Source organism: Hymenobacter defluvii (assembly GCF_017589435.1).
Lineage (GTDB): Bacteria > Bacteroidota > Bacteroidia > Cytophagales > Hymenobacteraceae > Hymenobacter > Hymenobacter profundi.
The window spans coordinates 138,195-161,331 of the sequence record NZ_JAGETX010000008.1 but is presented as its reverse complement, the minus strand read 5'-3'; the positions used below and the strand labels follow the sequence as shown (position 1 = coordinate 161,331).

Genomic DNA, 23,137 nt, shown 5'->3' with positions numbered 1-23,137 from the left:
AAGGTGAACTGCCAAGCTACGAAAAAGCCCCTGTCAGTAATTGCCCTTGTCCTTACCCAAAACTCAAACGCCCTTCCGGCCACATGACCGGAAGGGCGTTTAAGTTTTGGGTAAGGACAAGCATGCTCAGCATGACGGGCTTACTTGGGTAGGCAAATGCCCTACACCTTCACGTTTTCCATGCCGTACTGTTTCAGCACGTCTTCGGGCACGCCAGTCCAGCGGTTGGGCGCATTGCCGGCGTAGCCAATATCGGCAATGCCGATTTTGCTGGTAAAGAACCCTGTAGCCGTGAGGTCGCGCATGCGGTTGAAGAACGTGACGCCGGGTGCCATCTCTGGCTTGGCCTTGAGGGGGTAGGCAATGGCCGTCACCATCTCCAGCTGCTGCTGCTGGCTGCACTCCACAAAGGGCTTGCCGTAGCGGTTGGAGCACTGTATATCCAGCCACCGCAACCCGCCGCGCATAGGCACTTGGTGCGTCGGAATGTCCTTCACAATGAACTCAATGAACTCGGGCACACCCGCATCAGAAGCACTACCCGACTTTTCATCTTTTGGTATGATGATGTCGCCCAGCACTGTGATGGTCGCCATTTCGTGCTTGGTGAAGAACGTTTCGGCGTGCAGCTTCTTATCGCGTTCTATTTCGAAGGCTTCCCTTCCGGCGGTGTCTTCGGGAGTGGCCTGCTTGGAGGTAGGGACCTGTTTGTTCTCCGTGTCGCTTTTGCAGGAGTCCAGCAGCAACCCGGTGGAAAGGGCCGTGAGGCCGATAGCTTTTAACGATTCCCGTCTTTTCATCGGAATAAAAAATCAAGCGTCTGATTATACATTCAGTTTTTTGCGCTGCTCCAGGATGTACTCGCTCGTCCGCATCGACAGGGCAAGGATGGTCCAGGTCGCGTTTTTGTCGCCTTGCTGCACAAAGGGAGCCGCGTCTACCACAAACAGGTTGCGGCAGTCGTGCGCCTGGCACCACTTGTTGAGCGCCGATTTCTTGGGGTCGTCGCCCATGCGCACGGTGCCTACCTCATGAATAATGCGGCCCGGTGCTTCCAGCCCGTAGTTGGTTTCGGGGCCGGGTATTTTGGAAGTGATAACGGCGCCCATGCCGTGCATGATTTCCTGGAAAGTCTCTTGCATGTGCTTGGCCTGCTGCACCTCGGCATCGGTCCACTTATAGTGGAATTTCAGGACCGGAATTCCGTATTTATCCACCACGTCCTTGTCGATTTCGCAGTAGTTATCGATGCGGGCAATGGCAGTGCCGCGGCCCGCCATGCCCACCTGCGTGCCGTAGAAACGACGGTAATCGTCTTTCAGTGATGCTCCAAAGCCGCCAGCTTCCCGCTTGTTGCCGTCGCGGTCGGGCACCAGGCCGTTGAGCTTGTGCATGCCCATGCCGAAGCCGTAGGAGGGCATGTGCATGCCGCCGCCGTACTCGATGTGGTAGCCGCGTGGGAAGTTCAACTTCTTGTTGTCGAGCCACCACGGGGTATAGATGTGCACGCTGCCCACGCCATCCTCGTTGTAGCGCTTGCGGTCCATGAGCTGGGGTAGGAAACCGCCCAGGCTAGCCCCAGTCGAGTCGTGGATGTACTTGCCTACCACGCCGCTGCTATTAGCCAGCCCATTAGGGTGATGCGCCGAAACAGAGTTGAGCAGCAAGCGGGCCGATTCGCCAGCGCTGGCGCCCAGAATGACTGTTTTGCCTAGCACCTGGTATTCCTGCAACGTCTCCTTGTCTACGTACGATACGCCCGTAGCCAGGCCGTCGGCATCGGTCAGCACCTCGCGCACCATGGCGTTGGTAATCAGCTTCAGGTTACCGGTTTTCAGGGCCGGAATCACCAGGCACGACGATGCGGAGAAGTCGCCGTACACCTTGCAGCTGCGGCCGCACTGCCCGCAGAAAAAGCAGGCGCCCCGGTCTTTGTTGTTGGGTAGGGCTTCGGTGAGCACCGAGCCGCGGCCCGTAATAACCTTCACGCCGGCCTTCTCGGCGCCCTGCTTGATAAACAGCTCGTTGAGGCGGGGCTTGGGTGGAGGTAGGAAAATGCCATCGGGCTCGTTTTCCAGATTTTCTACGGTGCCATACACGCCAATCATGCGGTCCACCTTGTCGTAAAAAGGCTTCACCTCATCATAGGTGATGGGCCAGTCGTCGGTGAGGCCGTCTATCTGGTGGCTCTTGAAATCGAGTGGCCCCATGCGCAGCGAAATACGGCCCCAGTGGTTGGTACGTCCGCCCAGCATGCGCGCCCGAAACCAATCGAACTGCGTGCCGTCTTTGGTAGTATACGGCTCGCCATCCAGCTCCCAGCCCCCGTAGGCCGCATCAAAGTCGCCGAAAGGCCGCACCGTGGAAGCCCCACGCCGCGGCGACTCGTACGAAAACTTCAGTTGTTGCGCGTCCTTAGCCGGGTCGAAGTAGGCGCCGGCCTCCAGCATCAGCACCTTTAGGCCGGCATGGGCCAGTACGTAGGCCGCCATGCCGCCACCGGCCCCCGATCCTACAATCACGGCATCATATACCGTCCCCGATTTCTTAATCTCGAATGTGCTCATCGTTTAGGTTAGTTGTCGATGGTGAGTACAAGCTGCCAAATCCAAAAACGGGCTGGCAACCCGAAGCTCATCACTACTTTATAGCTCGGTGATGGTAATGTTGCGGAAGGATACCTCGTGGCCGTGGTCTTGCAAGGCGATGTGGCCCTTAGGATAGGCGGCAAAGTTCTTCCAGGTTTTAAATTTACTATTGTTGATCAGCTCGTTCCACTCTGGGCTACCCATCTGCGTCTCCACGATCTTGCTGCCGTTCAGCCAGAACGTTAGGTGGCCGTCCTGCTTGCGCAGCTTCACCTTGTTCCATTCGCCGGCAGGCTTTGCTACGTCCTTAGCTGGGGCTTTCATATCGTATAAGGAGCCGGCCAAGTGGTTTGCTTTTTTGTTGTCCGATGCCTTGATGTTGTCCAACACCTGCATCTCTATGCCCGTTTCGTAGGTAGCATGAAATTTTGGATCTTCTTGTATGCCGAAGATGATGCCGCTGTTGCCGGCCTCAGTGATATTCCAGTCCAGCGCCAACTCGAAGTTTTCGTATTCTTTATCCGTCACCAAGTCGCCGCGGCCCTCCGCTTTCGGGTCTAGTTGCAGGGTGCCATTCACGGCTTTCCAGGCGGGTGTGGCATCTGGTTTCAGATAGGTGTGCCAGCCGTTGGTGGTCTTGCCATCAAACAATACCTGGGGCTTCTTCCCGGCTGTCTGCTTGTTTGCCGACGCAAGCGGGCTACAGGCTATCAGGGTCGCAATACCGACAACGAAAATTTTCATGAGGGTCTGGTTAATGGGTAGGGTAGGAAGTGAGAAACGAAGAACAAGACAATAACTGGTGCCTACACAAGCAGGTAGATCGTAGAAGAGTGCCAAAAGCCGGTAACCACGCACGAACACTAGGTGCCAAATGACTCAACATACAGGTTATTAGTTGCTTTTCCTAGCACCAGTATAGAAGGGTTGCCTAACTTATTAAAGGCTCAGCCCGACAACCACCAATTGCTGCTAAAACGATTTTGCAGCCACAAGTTAAATAAATACCTGAGCAAGAAGGTGAAACAGCGGACGAATTTGTGTCGTAGGTCTACTTATACCGAACGCCAATAGCTCCGTGGCTGCACAGGCCACTTGGCCTTAATCAACAGCAACATGGCTCAGACAGAAAAAGGACAAAAGTTTATTCGGGTGCCGGCCTACACGCGTACCTATCACGGCAAGACCATCACCGTACCTGCCCACGTACGCAGCACCCCCACCCACTGCCCCGACGCCGAAAAGGTAGAGGCGGAAGAGGAGAAGCAATAATTGTCATCCTAAGCTTCCTACCATTTTAAGGCTCCTGTCACCCTGAGCTTGCGAAGGACTTTATGCCAGTTGAACGAGTCGTTGGTACGTCAGTCGTTCTTACGTGATAAGTTCCTTCGCAAGCTCAGGATGACAGAAGTATTAGAATGACAGAGAAAAAATAACGCAAAAAGGCCCGGAAGAATCTCTTCCGGGCCTTTTTATTTAGAGCGTGTCAGCAATTACTTGCTGCCGTCCACTTCTTCGTAGTCCACGTCGGTTACGTTGTCGGCGCCTTGGGGCTGGCCTTGCTGGCCGTTGCCGCCGGGTTGCCCGCCGAAGTCTTCGGCACCGGGCTGACCTTGCGGACCGCCCTGGGCGTACATCTCCTGCGAAGCATTCTGCCAAGCTGCATTGATGGCTTCCATGGCCGAGTCGATCTGCGCGAGGTCTTTGCTCTCGTGAGCCTTCTTGAGGTCAGCAAGGGCATTTTCAACGGTCGTTTTGTTGCCGCCGCTCAGCTTATCGCCGTACTCTTTCAGCTGCTTCTCGGTCTGGAAAATCATCGAGTCAGCTTCGTTCACCTTCTTGATGCGGTCAGCCTCGGCGCGGTCGTTTGCCTCGTTGGCCTTCGCCTCGTTCTTCATCCGCTCGATATCAGCATCCGACAGACCCGACGAAGCTTCGATGCGAATCTTCTGCTCCTTGCCGGTGCCTTTGTCTTTGGCCGATACGTTCAGGATACCGTTGGCGTCGATGTCGAAGGTCACTTCGATCTGCGGAACACCGCGGGGTGCTGGCGGAATGTCCGACAGGTGGAACTTGCCGATGGTGCGGTTCTGCGAAGCCATCGGACGCTCGCCCTGCAACACGTGGATTTCCACCGAAGGCTGGTTGTCCGAAGCCGTGGAGAACGTCTCCGACTTCTTGGTAGGAATCGTGGTGTTCGACTCGATGAGCTTGGTCATTACGCCGCCCATGGTTTCGATACCCAACGAAAGCGGAGTTACGTCGAGCAGCAGCACGTCTTTCACGTCGCCGGTCAGTACACCACCCTGGATGGCAGCCCCAATGGCTACTACCTCGTCGGGGTTTACACCTTTGTTGGGCTTCTTGCCGAAGAACTTCTCTACCTCTTCCTGAATGCGCGGAATGCGGGTAGAACCACCCACGAGGATAACCTCGTCGATATCCGAAGCCGACAGGCCAGCATCTTGCAGCGCCTTTTTGCAGGGCTCCATCGAACGACGCACGAGGTCGTCGGCGAGCTGCTCGAACTTGGCACGGCTTAGTTTCACTACCAAGTGCTTAGGACCGGTAGCCGTAGCCGTGATGTAAGGCAGGTTGATTTCCGTTTCATTCGACGACGACAGCTCGATTTTGGCTTTCTCGGCAGCTTCTTTCAAACGCTGGAGGGCCAAGGGGTCGTTGCGCAGGTCGAGGTTGTCGTTCTCAGCTTTGAACTGGTCGGCTAGGAAGTTGATGATTACCTGGTCGAAGTCGTCGCCACCGAGGTGGGTGTCACCGTTGGTGCTCAGTACTTCGAACACGCCGTCGCCTAGCTCCAGAATCGAGATATCGAAGGTACCACCACCTAGGTCGTACACGGCGATTTTCTCGTCTTTGTGCTGCTTGTCGAGGCCGTAAGCCAGGGCAGCGGCGGTAGGCTCGTTGATGATACGCTTCACGTCGAGGCCTGCAATAGCACCAGCTTCTTTGGTAGCCTGGCGCTGGGCGTCGTTGAAGTAAGCGGGAACCGTGATAACGGCTTCGGTTACCGTAGTGCCGAGGTAGTCTTCGGCGGTCTGCTTCATCTTTTGCAGTACCATCGCAGAAATCTCCTGCGGCGTGTACTGCCGGTCGCCGATTTTCACGCCGACCGTGTTGTTCGAACCACCTTGCACATCGTAGGCTACGTGGTCGGTTTCGCCGCGTACTTCGGAGAAGCTACGGCCCATGAAACGCTTGATCGACGCAATAGTGTTGGTTGGGTTGGTAATGGCTTGGCGCTTGGCGGGGTCACCTACTTTGCGCTCACCTTTACCGTTATCAAGGAACGCCACAATCGACGGCGTCGTGCGGCGGCCTTCGCTGTTCGGAATTACGACCGGCTCGTTGCCTTCCATTACGGCGACGCAGGAGTTGGTCGTACCGAGGTCAATACCGATTATCTTTCCCATGTTGGAGGGTTATAGTGTGTAGTTGAAGTGTCTTGGAATAGTGTGCAACTCAGGCACGCAAGGGTAGATACAAGCAGCGTACCAGCCCTTTTTTTGTGACAGATTGTCATTTTTCAATATTCCGCGCCGCCGATATCCGACGGACTGACTTTAACGAAATCTGAGGGGTAGGGATTAGGTGACAGGTAGGCAGCTAGAGGAGCTACGCGTTTATAGTACATGCGAAGCTCAGTCTTTAGCGCGTGACCCTATTTCGACAACGAGAAGGGCGCATCCTCCAAGGCCGTTCCTCTAGTCAGAGCCGGCGTGTTGGCCATCTGAAACGTCAGCTTGCCGCCTTTGGTCAGGTCGCCGTACGTGAGCCAGTGGTGCGTGTAAGGCTGACCATTGAGTGTGGCCGATTGGATGTAGACGTTGCGTTGCGTATTGTTTTGAGCCTCCATGACGAACTGCCGGCCGTTTTCCAGCGTGAGGGTAGCCTTGGGGAAGGCCGGACTGCCCACCACGTACTGGTCGGTGCCGGGGCACACGCTGTAGAGGCCTAGGGCGCTGAGCACGTACCAGGAGGAAGTCTGACCCTGGTCCTCGTCGCCGGGGTAGCCGTTTTCGGTGGCGTTGTAGAGCTTGCGCATTACCTCACGCACGTGTTGCTGGGTTTTCCAGGGCTGCCCGCCGTAGGTGTAGAGGTAGGGCATGTGCTGAATAGGCTGGTTGCCGTGGGCGTACTGGCCCATGTCGGCCATCACCATTTCCGTCATCTCGTGAATCATGCCGCCGTAGGTACCTACTGCCACTGTATTGGGCTCCGTGAATACCGAATCGAGCTTGCTAATGAAGTTCTGCTTGCCGCCCAGCAGGTTGATAAGCCCCTGCACGTCGTGAAATACCGACCACTCCCAGTGCCAGGCGTTGCCCTCGGTGAAGGGGCCGCCCCACTCCACGGGGTTGAAATTCGCTACCCACTCGCCGTTGGCCTGCCTACCCCGCATGAAGCCCGTTTGCGGGTCGTATACGTTGCGGTAGTTGTACATCTGGCGAGCAAAAATATCCTTGTAGAAGTTGTTGCCGATAGCGCTGGCCAGCTGATACGCGCAGAAATCGTCGTAGGCGTATTCCAGGGTTTTGGCCGTGGCCTCGCGATACTTGGGGTAGGGCACGTAGCCAAGCTGGTAGTACTCCGCGAAGCCGTGGCGGCCGTTGGCGGGTCCCCAGGGGCCTTTGTTGGTGGCTTCGTGCAGGTAGGCGCGCAGGGCTTGTTCGGGGTCAAAGGTGCGGATGCCCTTCATCCAGGCATCGGTGAGCAAAGAAATGGCGTGGTTGCCGATCATGCTACCCGCTTCGCCGGGAAACGACCAAGAAGGCAGCCAGCCGCATTGCTCTTGTGCCGCCAGCAAGGCCTGCATATAGCGGCCGTGCATGGTAGGGTAGAGCAAGGCATTCAGCGGAAACTGCGCCCGGAAAGTGTCCCAAAAGCCCGTGTCAGTGAACATGTAGCCATCGTGCACCTTGCTGTCGTAGGGGCTGAAATAGTAGGGCTTGCCCGTTTTGTCATACTCGTAAAACTGCCGCGAAAACAGGCTGGCCCGGAAAAAGCAGGAGTAGAACGTGGCTTTGTCTTCTTCACTGCCGCCCTCCATTTTGATCCGGCCTAAGTGTCGGTTCCAAGTAGTAGCAGCAGCGGCTTTGGTTTCTTCCAGCTTTTTGAACTTGCCCAACTCTGCCCGCAGCGTCACGCTGGCCTGCTCGGGGCTGATGTAGGAAGAGGCAGTCTTGGCCTGTACCGTAGCGCCGTCCTTGAAGCGCAGATACACGCCTACCCCTTCGCCGGCGCTCTGTTGCTGGCCAGCCTGCACCGTGTTCTTACGGTTCTCCCAAGTGCCGTAGGCCGTGAAGGGTTGGTCGAAGACCACTTCCAGGTAGCTCTTTAACGAGTGGTCTTTATTGCTTTTGTTGTTGCTGACGTACCCGGTTATCTTCCGCTCCTTCGGCCAGATTTTCAGCTCACTGATGCCCGTGTAGCCATCGAGCACCACGTAGCTGGCCGCCCTGGGAAACCGAAACCGTAGGTGAGCACCGCGCTCGGTGGGTGCTATTTCGGTGGTGACGTGGTTGGCAAGCGTGACTTTATAATAGTGTGGCTTCGCAATTTCGTCGGTGTGGGAGAAGCCGGTGGCTCGCTCGTTTTCCCCTACCACTAGCTGGCCGCTCACCGGCATTAGCGAAAACACGCAGTAGTCCTCGGTCCAGGAGCTGCACTGGTGCGCCTGCTGAAAGCCCCGGATGGTTTTTTTAGCGTATTGGTATTTCCAGCCGTCGCCGTTCTTGCCGGTTTGCGGCGTCCAGGTGTGCATTCCGAAGGGTAGGGCCGTGGTAGGGTAGGTGTTGCCGCGGGTCAGGTGGAAGTCGGAATTCGTGCCCTGCAACGTATTCACATAAGCAACCAAATCTCGCTGCTGCGCTTTCGCGGCAAATGCGCCAATTTGTAGAAACAGGAAGAGGCGTAAAGCATTCTTTTGCATAGCGTGTCCTTGGTGGGTGCAGGATTTTCTACCCTACTCTGCTTTGACAGTGTGGGGTATGTCCTTCAATCGACACAGTTAGAACACGATAGCTGCTTTATAATCTGATGGGGTAGAGCCACAACATTTTGTGGCTCGTCGTTGAACGACCCATGAGTAGTACCGTCTGAGTAAATCACATCGGCAACGAGGAGACACACGATGTTGTGTCTCTACCCTCCAGATAGTCAATCAGTCTTACGGAATAGTAGCCAGAAAACCTACCACGGTTTGTTGCCACAGTGCGGGCTGTTTCCGCCAGTAGGGCTCGTGGCCGGCCAGCGCAAAATCCTGCCGCTGCTTCGGCCCGCGCAACCCACGGAAAACGGCGTCTGTTTCGGCGCGTGTTACGCGGGCATCCTGCTCGCCCCATAGCAGAAGGGTAGGGGTAGTGATGTGGGGAGCGTAGTCGGTGGCCTTCAGCCCATAGGCCCAGAAACCATTCTGCACGCCGCCCCAAAATACCAGCAAATGTGCCATCGGAAAGCTGGGTACATGCATAGCCGCAAAGCGGTTTTGGGCGGTTTGCAACATACTGCCGTACGGGCATTCCACAATATTGGCCGCCGGCCGAACGCCCAGCTCACTTTCAGCCCGCAAAATGGCCACGGCACCCATGCTGGGACCATACAGCACAAGCGGGCCGGTAGCAGGTTGCCGTTGCAGCCACTTCACCACAGCCGCCACATCGTACGCCTCGCGGTAGCCAACGGTAGTACGGTAACCCTCAGAGCCGCCATTACCAGCAAAATCGACCAGCAACACCGCATAGCCCAACCGACGAAAGTAGGCCGCCTCCGTCACCAGCTTCGATTTGTGGCTAGTGTAGCCATGAAACAGCGCCACCGTGCCGCGCCGCCCGGCCACCGGACTATACCACATGGCCAACCGTCCATTGGGGCTCTGAATGAAAACAGATCGGTAGGGGAAAGACGGCACGCCCTCGTTCACCGGCTTGGGGTTACGCACACCGGTAAGCAACAGCGTCAGCTTCTGCGCAGTGGAAACCCGTTCCGGGCTTTGCGTGCGCGGCCCGGTAGGCGCCACGAAATGCGTGAAGCGCCACGCGTGAAAAAACGCTATGACGTTCATTCCCAGCAGCGCAAGCAGCAATGCCCACAGCCACCACCGCCGGCGCATTATTTCCGGCCAGCATTGCGGCCGCCGCTGGTAGGGCGGCTTGTGCCGGGTTTCCGGCTGGCGCCGCGGCTGCCCTTGTCGGAGGGTTTGCCTTTGTCGTTGGAGCGGGCATCCGGTTTGCCACCGAAACCGCCGCGGTTGTAGCCGCCGGCTGTGTTTTTGGGCTTGGTGCTGGGGCGTATGCCGCCGGGCCAAAACTCGCCCTTTTTGCGGCTGTCGGTGGCGCGGGAAGTGCCGGCCTCGGCGGTTTGGGCGTCGGTGAGGTCCTTGAGCGTCTGTATTTCGGCGGTGGTCAGCTCACGCCACTGGCCAGGCGCCAGGTCCAGCAAGTCGATGCCAGCCAGCCGGGCGCGTACTAGGCGCAGGGTAGGGAAACCTACGGCGGCCGTCATCTTACGCACCTGCCGGTTCATGCCCTGCGAAATCGTGATTTGCAGCCAGCTAGTGGGAATATTGGCTCGAAAGCGCACCGGCTTGCTCCGTTCCCACAGCGCGGGCGGCTCAGGTAGTAGCGCCGCCTCGGCGGGGGTCGTAAAACCAGATTTGATGTCCACGCCGCGGCGCAGTTGCTCCAGGGCTTCCTCCGTCGGCTCGCCCTCTACCTGCACCCAATACGTCTTCGGAATCTTAAAGCGCGGCTCCGACAGGCGGTGTTGCAACTGCTTATCATCGGTGAGCAGCACCAAACCTTCGGAGTCATAGTCCAGCCGACCTACGGGGTAGATGTTGGGTACGGCCACAAAGTCTTTGAGCGTGGCCCGGCCGCTTTCGTCGGTGAACTGAGTGAGGACTTCGTAGGGCTTGTTGAGCAGCAGGTAGCGCATGGGAGCAAGATAAATTACGCTGCAAAGGTCGACAAATTTCAGGCTCCACCGCTACGCCTAACGCCCCAGCTTGCGCAGCCGGCTTTGCACTACACCCTCGGGTATTACCTCGTGCATGTTGCCCGAGCGGTACACTACGTACGTGGCGCTATCGTGGCGGGCAATGCCGTGGCCTCCCGACGTATTGTAGGCGTGCGCTATCAGTGTGCCGATGCGTACCGTATCGGCGGGGCGGCGTGGGGGTAGGGCCAGGGGCGGAACGGTGCCACCGGGCAAAGCCGCCGCATTCAGCACCGCCATACGCGCCTGATACGTAAGGGAATCGTGGCGCGTGTAGGGGCGCGAGCGGAACTCACCCGGCTGGTAGTCCTCTTTATGCGTGAAGTGGGCGTGCACGGCTTCTTTCACTTGAGCTTGAGCTTGCTCCTCGGGGGTTTGTTGGCAAGCAGACAGGCAGGAAATCAGGAGCAGAGCAGGAAAAAGGGATTTCATAGGAAGAGTAGGTAGGGCAAAAGCAAGACAGAACGGCTGGCCGACAAAAACGACTGGTTTGGCTGCGCCACTCGCAGATGCGAAAAAGATTAGATAGCGCCCGAATATTTCCGAATGGCCCATTCGGCCGTCACGAACGCCAGCAGCAGAAAAAACAACCATTTCTGGTCAATCAATTCCTTTAAATCTTCCTGCGAATAAATAACCGGCTTGTAATTAGCCTTCTCAATATCCTGGGCGAGCTGCGCAAACTGATTAGGGTAGTACAAGCGCTGCCCACTCTGACGGCTGAGCTGGTAGAGCAGGTTGTGGTCGGCGCGCGACTGAAGGGCTTCCAACTGCTGCTCTTGCACCAGTAGCTCGCCGCTGGCCTGCTGAGGCTGACCGCCCAGGGTAGCGCGGGCCTGGTAGCGGTAGAGCCCGCCAGGCAGCGGCCCCAGGTGGAGCGGCGAACCGTCCTCGCTGTTGCTGAAGGTGAACGTACGCGGCTGGTTCTGTTCGTTGGTGAGCGTGAGGGTAATCTTCTGATTATAAATGCGTTCGAAGATGGCGTTGTACGTCTCTACGCCAAACGTCACGTCGTCGCGGGTCGTGAAATCGTCCTGGGTAGGATACACGTCGAGGCGCTTCTTGTTGGCGTTTTGGGTGAGCAGCTGAAGCGTGCGCACCACCAGGCGGTCGTAAGCTTCGGGGCGGTCGTCGTGCTCCACGGCTTCCTGCAAGCGCCACTGCCAGCTTCCTTCCGTAAGCAGGGTAGCCGTTTTGGTCTGCGTGCCGCCGCCAAATACCAGCAGGGGCTTGGTGGTGCGCAGGCGTCCTACCTGTTGCAACAAAGCGGCTTCGGCACCGCCACTCAACTGGACCTCCCCAAAGGGCACTGGTGCGGGTGGGTAAGCGGCGAAGCGCTGCAAGTCATCCTGCGAAAACGTGAAGCGGGCAAAAGCCGGATTGGGCGCGGGTGTCACGTCGTCGGTTTGCTGGCCGCGGGGCTGCACCGTCAGGCCCGCGCCGGCGTTGTTGAACGCCGTGAAATCAGACTGCGCCCCCAGGATATACAAGGCGGGTAGGCGCTGCTGACGCACCAGGTTCAGCACTTCCTGCCCCACGCCCAGACGACTGGGCAGTTGGTGCAGGATGGCCACGTCGTAATCCTGCGATTTCAGGGGCGTAATGCCGGGCAGGTAGGCCACCAGCTCGTAGTTGTCGTTGCTGCTAATGGCGGCGCGCAGGGCTTTCAGATCGGGGTGGGGGGCGGCGGCGGCCAACAGCACGCGCAGCTTGCCGCGCACCACATCCACGTAAGCAAACTTGCTGTTGTTGAGCAAGGTAAACTCACCGGCTTGTTTCTGAATAACAACCTCGTAGCGACGCTTGCCGGGGGCGGGCGCCGTCAGCAGGAACGTGGTTTTGGTGCGGCGCTGATTCGCTGGCAGCCGTACGGTGTTGGTCGCCAGCACGCGGCCGCCCTCGCGCAACTGCACAGTAGCCGTGCCGCCCGCGAAACCATCGTAGGCCACTTCCGCTTCAATTGGAAATTTGTTGCCGCTGAAGGCCACGCGGTTGTAGTTGAGCGCGGGTAGGCTGAGGTCTTTTTTGGGTACCGTATCTCCTACAGCCACGCCGTAAATCGGGAATTTGTAGGTGGTGTATGCTGGCGCCCTACCCTGGTTCACGATGCCATCGGAAAGTAGCACCACACCGGCCAGGTTGCGCCCCTCGTAGCCCTCCTGCACGCCGCCAAGCAGCGCATCTAGGTCGGTAGCCGCCGCCGTGAAGCGCACCGAATCGGGGGTAGGGGGTAAGCGCGGGACGGGGGGTAGGATGCGGGTTTCCACGTTGAAACCGCGGCCGCGCAGGGTAGCGGCCAACTGCGTGAGGCCCGTGCGCGCCTGCTGCAACACCGGCGGGGGCGTGAACAGCTCCACCGACTGCGAGTTATCTACGGCCAGCACAAGGGTAGGCGCTTCGGTGGTATTGGTGGTGGCGCGCACAAACGGCCCCAGCAGCAGAAAGCACAAAAAGCTTACAACCACAAAGCGCAACGCGGCCAACAGATAGTTGACGGGCTTGCTCCACGGCGCCCGCGCCGAGTAAAGCAAGGCCGCATAGCCGGCGCCTACGGCCAGGCACAGCAGGATAAACCAGGGAGAATAAGCGGTAGTCAGCAAAAGGCGACGATATCAGATGGAATGCTAAGAACCCCGGAGCAGCGGGGATAGTTGCGCGGGGTGAGAGGTAGGGCGAAGGTAGGAAGTTGCGCGGGGAGAAGGTAAGCCATTGAAAAATCAATAGCTTAGCCACAGCAGTATTCTCTAACGGGCTAGCGGGCTCTTCTATTCTATTTTCGATGCGACACTATTACGCGGCCGTGCTGGTCGTGGCTGCCGTGCTGGGTGGTCAAGAAATTCAGGCCCAGACCACTACTGACGCCCTGTCTATTGCCCGCCGCGCCCTGTCGCAACAAGACTACGCCGCTGCCAGCGCCACCTACCAGCAGGTCCTAAAGCGCCAGCCCGGCACGGCCGGCGACTACTACCGCGCCGCCGAAGCCGCCGCCCGCAACCAGGAACCCAAAGCGGCGCTGCAACTGCTGAAACAAGCTGTCGACAAAGGCTATTTCTCCGCCGAAGCAATTGCGGACGAAGAAAACTTCGCTTCGTTGACCACACAAGCTGCCTGGCTGCGCCTCTTGGCCCGCGCCCGTACCAAGCAGCAACGCCACGAGACGCCGTTTGATCCACAGTTGGTGATGTTGCTCAAAAAGATAGAGCTTCAGGATCAGAACCTTAGAAAGTTGGCTAAGAAAGCCGAAAGAGACTTCGGCCCAAATGCCACGCAGGTAGAGGCCGCTATGCGTCAGCAAGATTATTTCGACTTGCTTACTATCCGTCAAGTAGACAGCCTGATTGCCCGACACGGTTATCCTGGCAAGTTACTGGTAGGCGAGTATCAAAAGGACGTGGCGTTTTTTGTGATCCAGCATAATCCCGACGCGAAGTATCTACCGTTGCTCACTGCTGCCGCTGATCAAGGCGAGTTCTCATGGTCAGCGCTGGCCCTCCTCATCGACCGCTTAAAAACTGAGCAAGGAGAAAAACAGGTGTATGGCTCACAATCACTCTTCGACCGGAAAGGACATGGGAAACTCTACCCTATCGAAGACGAGGTAAGGGTGAATGAACGGCGGGCAAAAGTTGGTTTAGAGCCGTTAGAGGAATATTTGCACCAGCATGGTCTTGTGTACCAAGCGCCTACTGCGGCGGGTAATCTTAATCCGCCAGAGCTATATGTTGACTTCAAGGAAGGGCAAGAAGCTGAAGAGAGGCCCAGTGTAGAACTCGTCGGCGGCTACGAAACTCTATACGCCGGCCTGCGCTACCCCGAAGCGGCCCGGCAGCAAAACGTAAGCGGCCACGTCACCGTGCAGCTTACCATTGATAAAGATGGCGTGCCGAAAGACTTGGCCGTGGTGAACGGCCTGGGTCACGGCTGCGACGAAGAAGCTCTGCGCGCCATGCGGGCCGCCCGATTCATCAATGCTGCCGGCGAAGACCACGAGATACGGATGGAACTGCCGTTTCCGTACGAGCCGGCCAGAAAGTGAAATACGCCGTCGTGTGGGCTGGAATTGGCCGGCCTATGCTGCGCTACAGCAGAAAACCCTACCGCACGGCCAACTCTACCTGCACATTCTTCCGTCTGCTCACCACCAGGGCCACGCAACACAGGATGCCGCCTACTACCAGCGCCGCGCCTACCCACTCGGGCGAGGTGTAGCCCAGACCAGCCGCAATGGGTAGGCCGCCCAGGTAGGCGCCTAGCGCATTGCCGGTATTGAAGCCCGACTGGCTCAGGGACGAGGCCAGCATCTCGGAGCCCTTCGCCGCCCGAATCATAAGCATCTGGATGGGGGCCGCTGTGGAAAAGGCCAGAGCGCCCGTCAGCATGGTCATCAGGATGGTCGGGAGTTGGTGGTGGGCAGCGAAGGGTGTGATGAGCAGGGCGCCCGTCATGGCGGCCAGCAGCCAGGTAGTGGCCCGCAGCGGTGAGATACGGTCGGTGAGCCAGCCGCCCAGCAGGTTGCCCAGCGACATGCCCACGCCCGCCAGCACCATCAGAAACGTGACAGCATTAGGGCTGAAGCCGGCCACCTCGGTGAACAGCGGCACAATGTAGCTGAACCACGCGAAAAAGCCCCCATTGCCCAGAATGGTAATGCCGATAATCAACCATGGTTCCAGCCGGGTGAAAGCGCGGAACTCCTGGCGTAGGTTGGTTTCCTTGGCGGGTAGGTCGGGAATCCAGCGCCGCACGCTCAGCACCGTGAGCAGGGCTACCACCACAATGAGCACGAATGGAATACGCCAGCTGAAGGTGTGGCCCAGGTACGTGCCAATCGGCACCCCGATAATATTGGCCACCGTCAGGCCCGCAAACATGATGGAAACGGCCTGCGCCTCTTTGCCCGGTGCGGCCAGGCGCCCCGCTACCACCGCGCCTACCCCGAAAAACGCTCCGTGTGGCAGGCCCGAAATAAAGCGGGTCAGCAGCATCAGCTCGTAGTTGGGCACCAGCACCGACAGGGCGTTGCCGAAAGCAAATAGGCCCATGAGGAGCGCCAGAATCTGCCGGGGCGGGAGCTTGCCGGTAAGGGCCACCAGCAGCGGCGCCCCTACTACCACGCCCAGCGCGTAGGCTGAAATAAAGTGTCCGGCCGTAGGAATGGACAGGTGCATGGCCTGGGCAATATCCGGCAAAATGCCCATCATCACGAATTCGGTCATGCCAATGGCAAACCCACCCAGTGTGAGGGGAATCAGGGTACATTTGGAAGTCATAGGGAAAGTAGGGGCGCAATAAGAAATGACGAGCGGCGCCCGGTTGAAGCTTGTACAACCCGGCTTGGATCTACTTGTTTGGAAAGGTAGGGGTGCAGCCGGGCATCAACGTGTCAACGAACATGCAAGATATAGCCTCCGCACCTTGGGTAGCGGGTGGCTACTCAATCAGCTTAAACCCTACCCCCCGGATATTCAGAATATGCAACGACGCATCCTGCCGCAGATGCTTGCGCAGGCGCGACACGTACACGTCCATGGTGCGGGCAGTGAAGAAGTTGTCGTCGCCCCAGAGGCGGCGGAGGCAGGTGCGGCGGTCCACCACGCCGTTGCGATGCTGGACCAAGAGCAAAAGCAACCCGTTTTCGCGGGCGGAAAGGCGAGCCGTACAAGCGCCGTCCAGCCACAGTTCCTGCCGTAGCGGCTGAAACTGGTAGCGGCCGAAACTGGTAGCGGCCCAGCGGCATCACCTCCGGCGTGGTTGTGGTAGCCGGCGCAGTGCGGCGCAGCAACTCGCGCACCCGCAGTAGTCAGACGGGTGGCTTCTGTATTGCATCCTGGCACAAAGCCGGGTGCCAGTAGGGGAGTGGTACTCGCGGTTTCACATCCCGCATTTTGTGGTGTATTATGTACAGATCGAGCCGCAGTAGCCGGCGGTTACGCCCGCCACTGCGGCTCGATGCTATTCTTCTGCTTCGATAATGCCTACTGTCTCGGCTGCAATTCTAATACCGTCACCGAATACGGGTCGAGGGTACGGGTGAACCGGGGAGCTACCCGTTTGATTTTGGCCGTAGCGGGAACAATTTTTTTGGGCTCCGTGATGCTGTTCGTATCCTCTGGTTTGTTGCCTTTCAGCACCACCATGGTGGCGCTGGGCTCCAGCTTCGTAACGCCTTGCAGGTTGATGTCGATAGGCTGCTTGGTGCCCAGCGTGTTGACGAGCTTCAGATAAACGGCGCCGGTTTTATCGTCCTTGGTAGCGGCGTAGAACAGGCTGGGTACGGGCTTCGGGGTCCTACCCTCGGTGCTGTCGCGGCGAGTCATGGGGCGGGGGCGCATAGGGATGTTGGCGGCAGTGGTCGGCACAATCTGATTGCCTAAATACTCGCTGAACATCTTCTGCACATAGTAGGAAGGCGACCCGTAGCTGTTCAGCGCATCATAGCCAATGAGGTCCGAATCCCACTGCCAGGCTTTTTTGGCGGTGGCGGTGGCCGTATTCACATTCACAAACAGCGGCGCGTAGCACGACATTACTACCAGGTCGGCGTTGCGCTCCATGCCGGTCATCCAAGCGGCGTCGCCCAGAGCGGCGTTTAGGTTGGTGGTGGGCACGCCCTCGCGCGTGGCCCATTCTCCAACAAAGATTTTGGGGCCGTTGCGGTCATAGGCATCGTACTGGGCGGCGTTCTGCCACATGTCCCAGGCATTGCGGTAGTAGTGCTCATCCAGCAGCTCCGGTGCTTTGCCGGTGGTCACTTTCTGACTGGGAAATTGCGCGTCAGCAATAGTGGAAATGCAGTGCAGCTGCGGATATTTCTGCTCAATGGCGGTGCGAAACTGGTTGAAACGACCGTCGTAGCTGTTGCTCCGGTCAAACCAGTCCTCGTTGCCGATTTCCACGTAGCGCAGCTTAAATGGGGCGGGGTGGCCGTCGGCGGCGCGCTTGGCGCCCCAGTAGGTAGTCACGTCGCCCATTACGTACTCAATCTCATCTAGCGCATCCTCTACGTATGGTTTCAAGAGCGGCCCGGCATCCACATGGTCGCCTTGCAGCGAGTAGCCCGCATACACGCCCAGCAAGGGCTCGGCCTTAATTTCCTCGCACCACAGCAGGAACTCCATCAGCCCCATGCCATCGGAGGCACGGTAGCCCCAAGAGCCCCGGTGGCCGGGCCGACTTTCCAGCGGCCCCAGCGTGGTTTTCCAGGGAAACGCATCCGTTAGCAGCGGCCCTTCTAGGTAGTTGCCGCCGGGGAAGCGCAGAAAGGCAGGCTTCATATCCAGCATCATCTGCGTTAGATCAGGCCGGTTGCCGTTGGGGCGGTTATTGAAGGTAGGCGGAAACAGCGACACCAGATTGAAATAGTACAGGCCGGGGCGGTCGGTGGAAATGACGAACCGGGCATCTTTCGTGGGCTTCACGTTGGCGCCGGTGGTCAGGGCGACGTTGTACTTCTTCCAATAGATGCTTTTTTCCAGGTTCACGGTGCCTGTGGCGTATACCGTTTTGCCGTCGTTGCTCTCAATGGTGACCCGCATGGGGCCAGCCGTATTGTCTTCAATAACGGGCCCGGCAGGTGACGCGGGCTGACCAGGGCGCTGCCGCGGCGGCGGAATGCTACCCGTGCCTTTCAAGTAAAATGATGCTTGATAGGTGGTAGTAGGTTTCACGGGAATGCCCCAGTAGCCCTCATTAGCCACGCCTACCCGGCCGTCGGCCTTCTCCACGGTCAGGCGCAGGCAGGTGGTCAGAGCATCGTTGATGGCGTGGCGCCGCTCGTCGTACGGTACGTTGTCCTGGGTGGCGGCTATCAGCTTGATGCTGGCCTTGGAACCAGCCTTATCATGCACTAAGCTCCACCCCTCGGGGGTGGTAGGGTCGTCTTTGAACGTGCGGTTGCGAATCAACTCGGCATACAGGCCGCCGTCATAAGAGTGGTTGATTTCCTCTGTCATCAGGCCATACAGCATAGGGCTGACCGCGGCGCCCGACTTCGATAAGTCCAGCGTGAGGGTAGGCTTTTGAGCCTGCGCGGGAGAGAACAGCAGTCCAGTGAGCAGCAGCGCACCAAAACTTGCTTGCACAAGTGTAGTCTGGGTAGTGGGGTTTTTCATGGGCAGGAAGTGAGTAAGACGAGAATAATGACGTCAAAAAGATGCGTATTTCCTTTTGTAGTTGCCTCATTTTCTGCGTTTATACTTCCGCGTGGATGCTTCTTGCTCAAGTGTTCACTTGCTCAGAAAACAAGTTAAAACGAAGCCAGCCCGCTTCACCAAGCGTATCTTGGCGGAGCGGGCTGGCGCTATTCAGTGCAGTAAGTAACGTTAGGTCAGCATGCCGCCATCCACTTGCAGCACTTGGCCGGTGATGTACGAAGAATCGTCCGACGCCAGGAAAGCCGTGGCTTTAGCCACATCCTCGGGCGTGCCGCCGCGGCGCAGCGGAATGGCTTTACGCCACTCGTCTACCTGCTTTTGGTCCAACGCACCGGTCATTTCGGTTTCGATAAAGCCAGGTGCAATGGCGTTGCAGCGAATATTGCGCGAGCCCAACTCCAACGCCACCGACTTCGTGAAGCCAATAATACCAGCCTTAGAGGCCGCGTAGTTGGCTTGGCCCGCGTTACCCTTCACGCCCACCACCGACGACATATTAATAATGCTGCCGGCCTTGGCGCGCATCATGGGTTTGGTGGCGGCTTTGGTGAGGTTGAACACCGATTTTAGGTTCACGGCCAGCACCTGGTCCCACTGTTGCTCGCTCATGCGCATGAGTAGGCCGTCCTGCGTGATGCCGGCGTTGTTCACCAGAATATCCAGCTTGCCGAACTCCGCTACCACATCGTCTACCAGCTTTTCAGCCTCGGCGAAGATGGAAGCGTCGGAGCGGAAGCCTTTCACTTTGGTGCCGAACTCGGCCAGTTCTTGTTCCAGCTGCTGGCCTTTTTCTACGCTAGAAAGGTAGGTGAAGGCCACTTGCGCGCCCTGCTGGGCAAAATATACGGCCAACGCACGGCCTATTCCTTTGGAAGCGCCCGTGATGAGGGCCACTTTTCCGTCGAGCAGTTTTGTCATTTAGTTTGAGCTGTTAGCCATTAGCTGCTAGCCGATAGCTTTTATGTTTAAGCTGCAAGCTACGAGCTTTGACGAATAGGGTGCAAAATTGAAGCTGTAAACCATCTGAACGATGCGTATAGCTTGCATCTCGTAGCTTGCGGTTTAAATGGAGAAGCTATCGGCTAGCAGCTAATGGCTAACAGCTAATAAAAAATGGACATTTGCATCCTCGGCGCTGGTCCGGGCGGGGCCACAGCCGCCCTGCATCTCGCCAACGCCGGCCAGCCCTGCCTGCTACTCGACCGCGCCACCTTCCCGCGCGACAAAACCTGCGGCGACGCGCTCAGCGGCAAGGTCATCAACGAGTTGCGCCGGATTGATGCCAACCTACCCGCACGGCTGGCTGCCTCGGCTGAGCAGGTGCCCTGCTGGGGCATCAGCTTTTTTGCGCCCAATGGCCGGCCCGTGGAAGTGCCCTTCCGGGCGAACTACAACCCCACCGCTGAGCCTGCGCCCGGCCACGTGGCCAAACGCCTCGACTTCGATAACCTGCTGATAGAGCAAGTGCGCCAAAGACCCGAAATTGACTTTCGGGAGGGCGTAGACGTAGCTCGCCACGAGCGCCTACCCGATGGCCGATGGCAGCTTTTCGCGGCCGATGGCACACTGGTGGCTACCCCGCGGCTGCTGCTGATTGCCAACGGCGCGCAGTCGGCGCAGGCCCGGCAAATTGGCGGACACGTGCTGGAGCCCGCGCATCACTCGGCGGGGCTGCGCACCTATTATGAAGGGGTGACGGGTATGCACCCGCACGGCTTCATCGAACTGCACTTTCTGAAAGAATTCTTACCCGGCTACCTCTGGATTTTTCCCCTACCCAACGGCCAGGCCAACGTGGGGGTAGGGATGCGCACCGATAAAGTTTCGGCCAAGAAAATCAATCTGCGCGCCCGCCTCGACGAAATCCTGACTACCCACCCCAGCTTCAAAAACCGCTTTGCCCAGGCCCAACGGCTGGGTCCGGTGCGCGGCATGGGCCTGCCACTGGGCTCCAAACGGCGCTCCTTGTCGGGAGCTGGCTACCTGCTGCTCGGCGACGCGGGCTCCCTCATCGACCCGTTCACGGGCGAGGGCATCAGCCACGCCATGGTGTCGGGTAGGCACGCGGCCGACTGGGCTGCCCGTGCCGTGCAGACCCAGAACTTCACCGCCGATTTTCTGAAAGGCTACGATGCCGCTGTGTACAATCGCCTGTGGCAGGAGCTACGTTTGAGCCGTGCCATGCAGCGGCTGCTGGCTTACCCCTGGCTGTTCAACTTTGTGGCCAACCGTGCCGTGCGCAACCCTACCCTAGCCCAAACCCTCACCAACATGTTCCTGGACCTGGACCTGCGCGAGCAACTCCGGCGGCCCGGTTTTTATCTAAAGATGATGTTTGGCCGCTAACTTTCCGAACTGCAATTCGACCGGATTACACGTATTTTGTGCGCAGCGTGAGTAATACTTCCTATTGCTGAATGCCCCTCCGTACTCCTGTAACAAACAACTTTAAGAGTAAACCATGAAATTTCTCCTTTCCATTCCTGGCCATACGCGCACTATCCCGATGGGGCGTTTTGTAGAAAAAGCCTTATTGGCGCTAGGACATGAAGTAGTGGTGTTCAATCATGAGCGCGACAATCAGGTGGAGCGGCTGCGCGAGAAAATTCGGTTTCAGGGGTTTCTAGATTATAAAAACCGTCAACTGCTGGAGGTAGTAGAAGCTACCAAGCCTGACGTATTTTTTACCATCTATGGCAAGACTCACGACGCGGCCACGCTACGTGAGTTGAAGCGCCGGGGCCTGCTTACAATCTGCTGGTGGTTAAACGACCCCTTCGACCTGGCCCAGCAGTACCTACCCTTATCCCTCTACGACTTTTTCTTCTCCAACAGTCGGGGCACTGCGCCGGTGTACCGCCACTACCATGTTCGCGAACCTCATTTCCTGCCCGTGGGTATTGATCCGGCTATACACCATCCCATGGAGGGCACGGAGCAGCAGTATGATATTGTTTTTGCCGGAGACCACCACCCCATCCGGGAGAAAGTGGTGCTGGAGCTAATTCAACATCATCGGGTAGCTATTATTGGGCCGTGGAAGCGCAAAATTTCCAAGAACTCACCCCTTCGCCCACATTTCTTGCGGCACGGCTACTTCACGCCAACGGAAATGGCGTTGCTCTTCAACCAAGCCCGCATCGTGCTTAATCTGCACACTTGGTACCAGCGCTGGTCGTATGGTGTCAACCCGCGCCTGTTCGAAGCCAGCGGCTGCCGCGCGTTTCAACTCTGTGATACCAAAGAGGAAATCCGGGATTTATACGTGCCAGATGAAGAAATTATACTCTATAATGACGCCTCCGAGCTACCTGAGCTATGCACGCACTACCTGGCGCGGCCAGAAGAACGCGCCCGGATTGCGACACAGGCCTACGCCCGCACTTTACGCGAGCATACCTACCAGCACCGTATGCAGGAGATGTTGCGAGTCTGCGGGCTGGAAGGGTAGAAACCCTAACAGTTAGCGCCGAGCGTGAGGTGCCAACGTGGCCGCTTTTTCCAAGTCGGCGCGGGCTTCAGTGGGTTGATTGAGGGATGAATAGCTGGTACCGCGTGCTTCGTAGGCGGCGGCGTAGGTAGAGTCGAGGGCAATGGCCTGGGTGAAGTCGCTGATAGCGGCTTTGAAGTTGAGGGTCTGCATGCGCGTTTTGCCCCTGTTGAAGAAAGCCTCCTTGTCGTTGGGGTTGTATTTCAGCGCTTTGGAGTAATCGGAAATAGCGGCGGAATACTGTTGTAACGCGGCGTAGGCCATACCCCGGCCGCGGTAGGCATTGGCATCGTCGGACTTCAGGCGCAGGGCGGCAGTATAGTCGGGTAGAGCTTCGGCGTAGTTACCGAGCTTTGTTTGGGCCTTGGCGCGGGTCAACAGCAGGTCGAAGTTGCGCGGGTGAAGCTTCAGGCCCGCGTCGGCCGTGTGGATGGCCGTGCGGTAATCGGCGGGGGTAACGTTAAGGTCTGGGGCGGCCGGTACGGGAGCCGTAGCGGCTGCCGACAGGCTGGCATCGGGAGCCGTGGCAGCGGCGCCTATGGTGTCCAGGTCTGGGGTGGCAGCCTCCATGGCTACGGCCCGGCGGGCAGCATCCGACTGCGTATAGGTAGGGTTTTCGGGCTCAGTGGTGCGGGCGCACTGCGTGGTGAGCAGCAGCGTAGCACCACAAATCAAAAAGGCTGGTATCGTTGTTCTCATGATAAGCAAAGGGCAAACAAACCGGCTACAATGACCGGCAGGTACGGCGCTTTTGTACGGACGGGCGTGGCAACCGGCTGCGCTTCGCCGAAAAAAATGCCCGCAACGCCACCGTAGTCGGCCGTGCCAGGGCGGTTGGGGCGAGTGCGCCCGGCTGCCTATCTTTGTCCTGTCCGGCGGCATCGTTGCCGGGT

General features: G+C 58.1%; 18 protein-coding genes. 4 read left to right on the top strand and 14 right to left on the bottom strand.

All coding sequences use genetic code 11. The features are described 5' to 3' along the window. Window positions 1–161: 161 nt before the first annotated feature. From J4D97_RS14990 to J4D97_RS14980, 3 genes are all read right to left on the bottom strand, one after another. Window positions 162–800 carry a gluconate 2-dehydrogenase subunit 3 family protein gene (locus tag J4D97_RS14990; protein ID WP_185280891.1) on the bottom strand — a complete coding sequence of 213 codons (639 nt, stop codon included), beginning with the start codon at window positions 798–800 and terminating at the stop codon, window positions 162–164. A 24-nt stretch (window positions 801–824) separates the two neighbouring features. Next, on the bottom strand, window positions 825–2,567 hold the full coding sequence (locus J4D97_RS14985; protein WP_185280890.1) for a GMC family oxidoreductase: 1,743 nt from the start codon (window positions 2,565–2,567) through the stop codon (window positions 825–827). Window positions 2,568–2,645: 78 nt separating this feature from the next. Next, window positions 2,646–3,332, bottom strand: a complete 687-nt coding sequence (locus tag J4D97_RS14980; protein WP_185280888.1) for a 3-keto-disaccharide hydrolase — start codon at window positions 3,330–3,332, stop codon at window positions 2,646–2,648. 372 nt (window positions 3,333–3,704) lie between these two features. Between J4D97_RS14980 and J4D97_RS14975 the strand changes: the two genes are divergently transcribed. Continuing rightward, entirely contained in the window at window positions 3,705–3,860 is a 156-nt protein-coding gene (locus J4D97_RS14975; protein WP_185280887.1) for a hypothetical protein, read from the top strand. Between the two features lie 221 nt (window positions 3,861–4,081). Here J4D97_RS14975 and dnaK read toward each other — a convergent pair whose 3' ends face one another. The 6 genes from dnaK to J4D97_RS14945 form a co-directional block, all read right to left on the bottom strand. Continuing rightward, window positions 4,082–6,019: a molecular chaperone DnaK gene (dnaK, locus tag J4D97_RS14970; RefSeq protein WP_208308240.1), complete on the bottom strand. Its 1,938-nt coding sequence runs from the start codon at window positions 6,017–6,019 to the stop codon at window positions 4,082–4,084. A gap of 248 nt (window positions 6,020–6,267) precedes the next feature. Next, a complete protein-coding gene (locus J4D97_RS14965) occupies window positions 6,268–8,538 on the bottom strand; it encodes a GH92 family glycosyl hydrolase (RefSeq protein WP_208308239.1) in 2,271 nt (756 codons plus the stop codon). A 237-nt stretch (window positions 8,539–8,775) separates the two neighbouring features. Continuing rightward, complete coding sequence (locus J4D97_RS14960) at window positions 8,776–9,669, bottom strand: alpha/beta hydrolase (protein WP_208308238.1); 894 nt, start codon at window positions 9,667–9,669, stop codon at window positions 8,776–8,778. A 47-nt stretch (window positions 9,670–9,716) separates the two neighbouring features. Beyond that, the gene (locus J4D97_RS14955) at window positions 9,717–10,541 is read right to left on the bottom strand and encodes a pseudouridine synthase (protein ID WP_208308237.1); all 825 of its coding nucleotides are present in this window, start codon (window positions 10,539–10,541) and stop codon (window positions 9,717–9,719) included. A 57-nt stretch (window positions 10,542–10,598) separates the two neighbouring features. Then, window positions 10,599–11,033, bottom strand: coding sequence for a hypothetical protein (locus tag J4D97_RS14950; RefSeq protein WP_208308236.1), 435 nt, complete (start codon window positions 11,031–11,033; stop codon window positions 10,599–10,601). 89 nt (window positions 11,034–11,122) lie between these two features. Next, entirely contained in the window at window positions 11,123–13,201 is a 2,079-nt protein-coding gene (locus J4D97_RS14945) for a VWA domain-containing protein (protein WP_243900332.1), read from the bottom strand. A 179-nt stretch (window positions 13,202–13,380) separates the two neighbouring features. On the opposite strand from J4D97_RS14945, the gene J4D97_RS14940 reads away from it, so the two are divergent. After that, complete coding sequence (locus J4D97_RS14940; protein WP_208308235.1) at window positions 13,381–14,637, top strand: energy transducer TonB; 1,257 nt, start codon at window positions 13,381–13,383, stop codon at window positions 14,635–14,637. A gap of 58 nt (window positions 14,638–14,695) precedes the next feature. Here the strand turns inward: J4D97_RS14940 and J4D97_RS14935 are convergent, their stop codons facing one another. The 4 genes from J4D97_RS14935 to fabG all read right to left on the bottom strand — a co-directional run bounded on the left by J4D97_RS14935 (window position 14,696) and on the right by fabG (window position 19,672). Then, on the bottom strand, window positions 14,696–15,871 hold the full coding sequence (locus J4D97_RS14935; RefSeq protein WP_208308234.1) for an MFS transporter: 1,176 nt from the start codon (window positions 15,869–15,871) through the stop codon (window positions 14,696–14,698). A 160-nt stretch (window positions 15,872–16,031) separates the two neighbouring features. Then, a complete protein-coding gene (locus J4D97_RS14930; RefSeq protein ID WP_279592442.1) occupies window positions 16,032–16,274 on the bottom strand; it encodes a winged helix-turn-helix domain-containing protein in 243 nt (80 codons plus the stop codon). 302 nt (window positions 16,275–16,576) lie between these two features. Further along, window positions 16,577–18,712, bottom strand: coding sequence for an alpha-L-arabinofuranosidase C-terminal domain-containing protein (locus J4D97_RS14925; protein ID WP_208308232.1), 2,136 nt, complete (start codon window positions 18,710–18,712; stop codon window positions 16,577–16,579). 210 nt (window positions 18,713–18,922) lie between these two features. Then, on the bottom strand, window positions 18,923–19,672 hold the full coding sequence (gene fabG, locus J4D97_RS14920) for a 3-oxoacyl-[acyl-carrier-protein] reductase (protein ID WP_185280875.1): 750 nt from the start codon (window positions 19,670–19,672) through the stop codon (window positions 18,923–18,925). Between the two features lie 195 nt (window positions 19,673–19,867). Here fabG and J4D97_RS14915 point away from each other — a divergent pair, with 195 nt between their 5' ends. Beyond that, on the top strand, window positions 19,868–21,100 hold the full coding sequence (locus J4D97_RS14915; protein ID WP_208308231.1) for an NAD(P)/FAD-dependent oxidoreductase: 1,233 nt from the start codon (window positions 19,868–19,870) through the stop codon (window positions 21,098–21,100). Between the two features lie 115 nt (window positions 21,101–21,215). Next, window positions 21,216–22,205: a CgeB family protein gene (locus J4D97_RS14910; RefSeq protein WP_185280873.1), complete on the top strand. Its 990-nt coding sequence runs from the start codon at window positions 21,216–21,218 to the stop codon at window positions 22,203–22,205. A gap of 12 nt (window positions 22,206–22,217) precedes the next feature. On the opposite strand, the gene J4D97_RS14905 is transcribed toward J4D97_RS14910, so the two are convergent. Then, window positions 22,218–22,943 carry a tetratricopeptide repeat protein gene (locus tag J4D97_RS14905; protein ID WP_208308230.1) on the bottom strand — a complete coding sequence of 242 codons (726 nt, stop codon included), beginning with the start codon at window positions 22,941–22,943 and terminating at the stop codon, window positions 22,218–22,220. Window positions 22,944–23,137 lie beyond the last annotated feature (194 nt).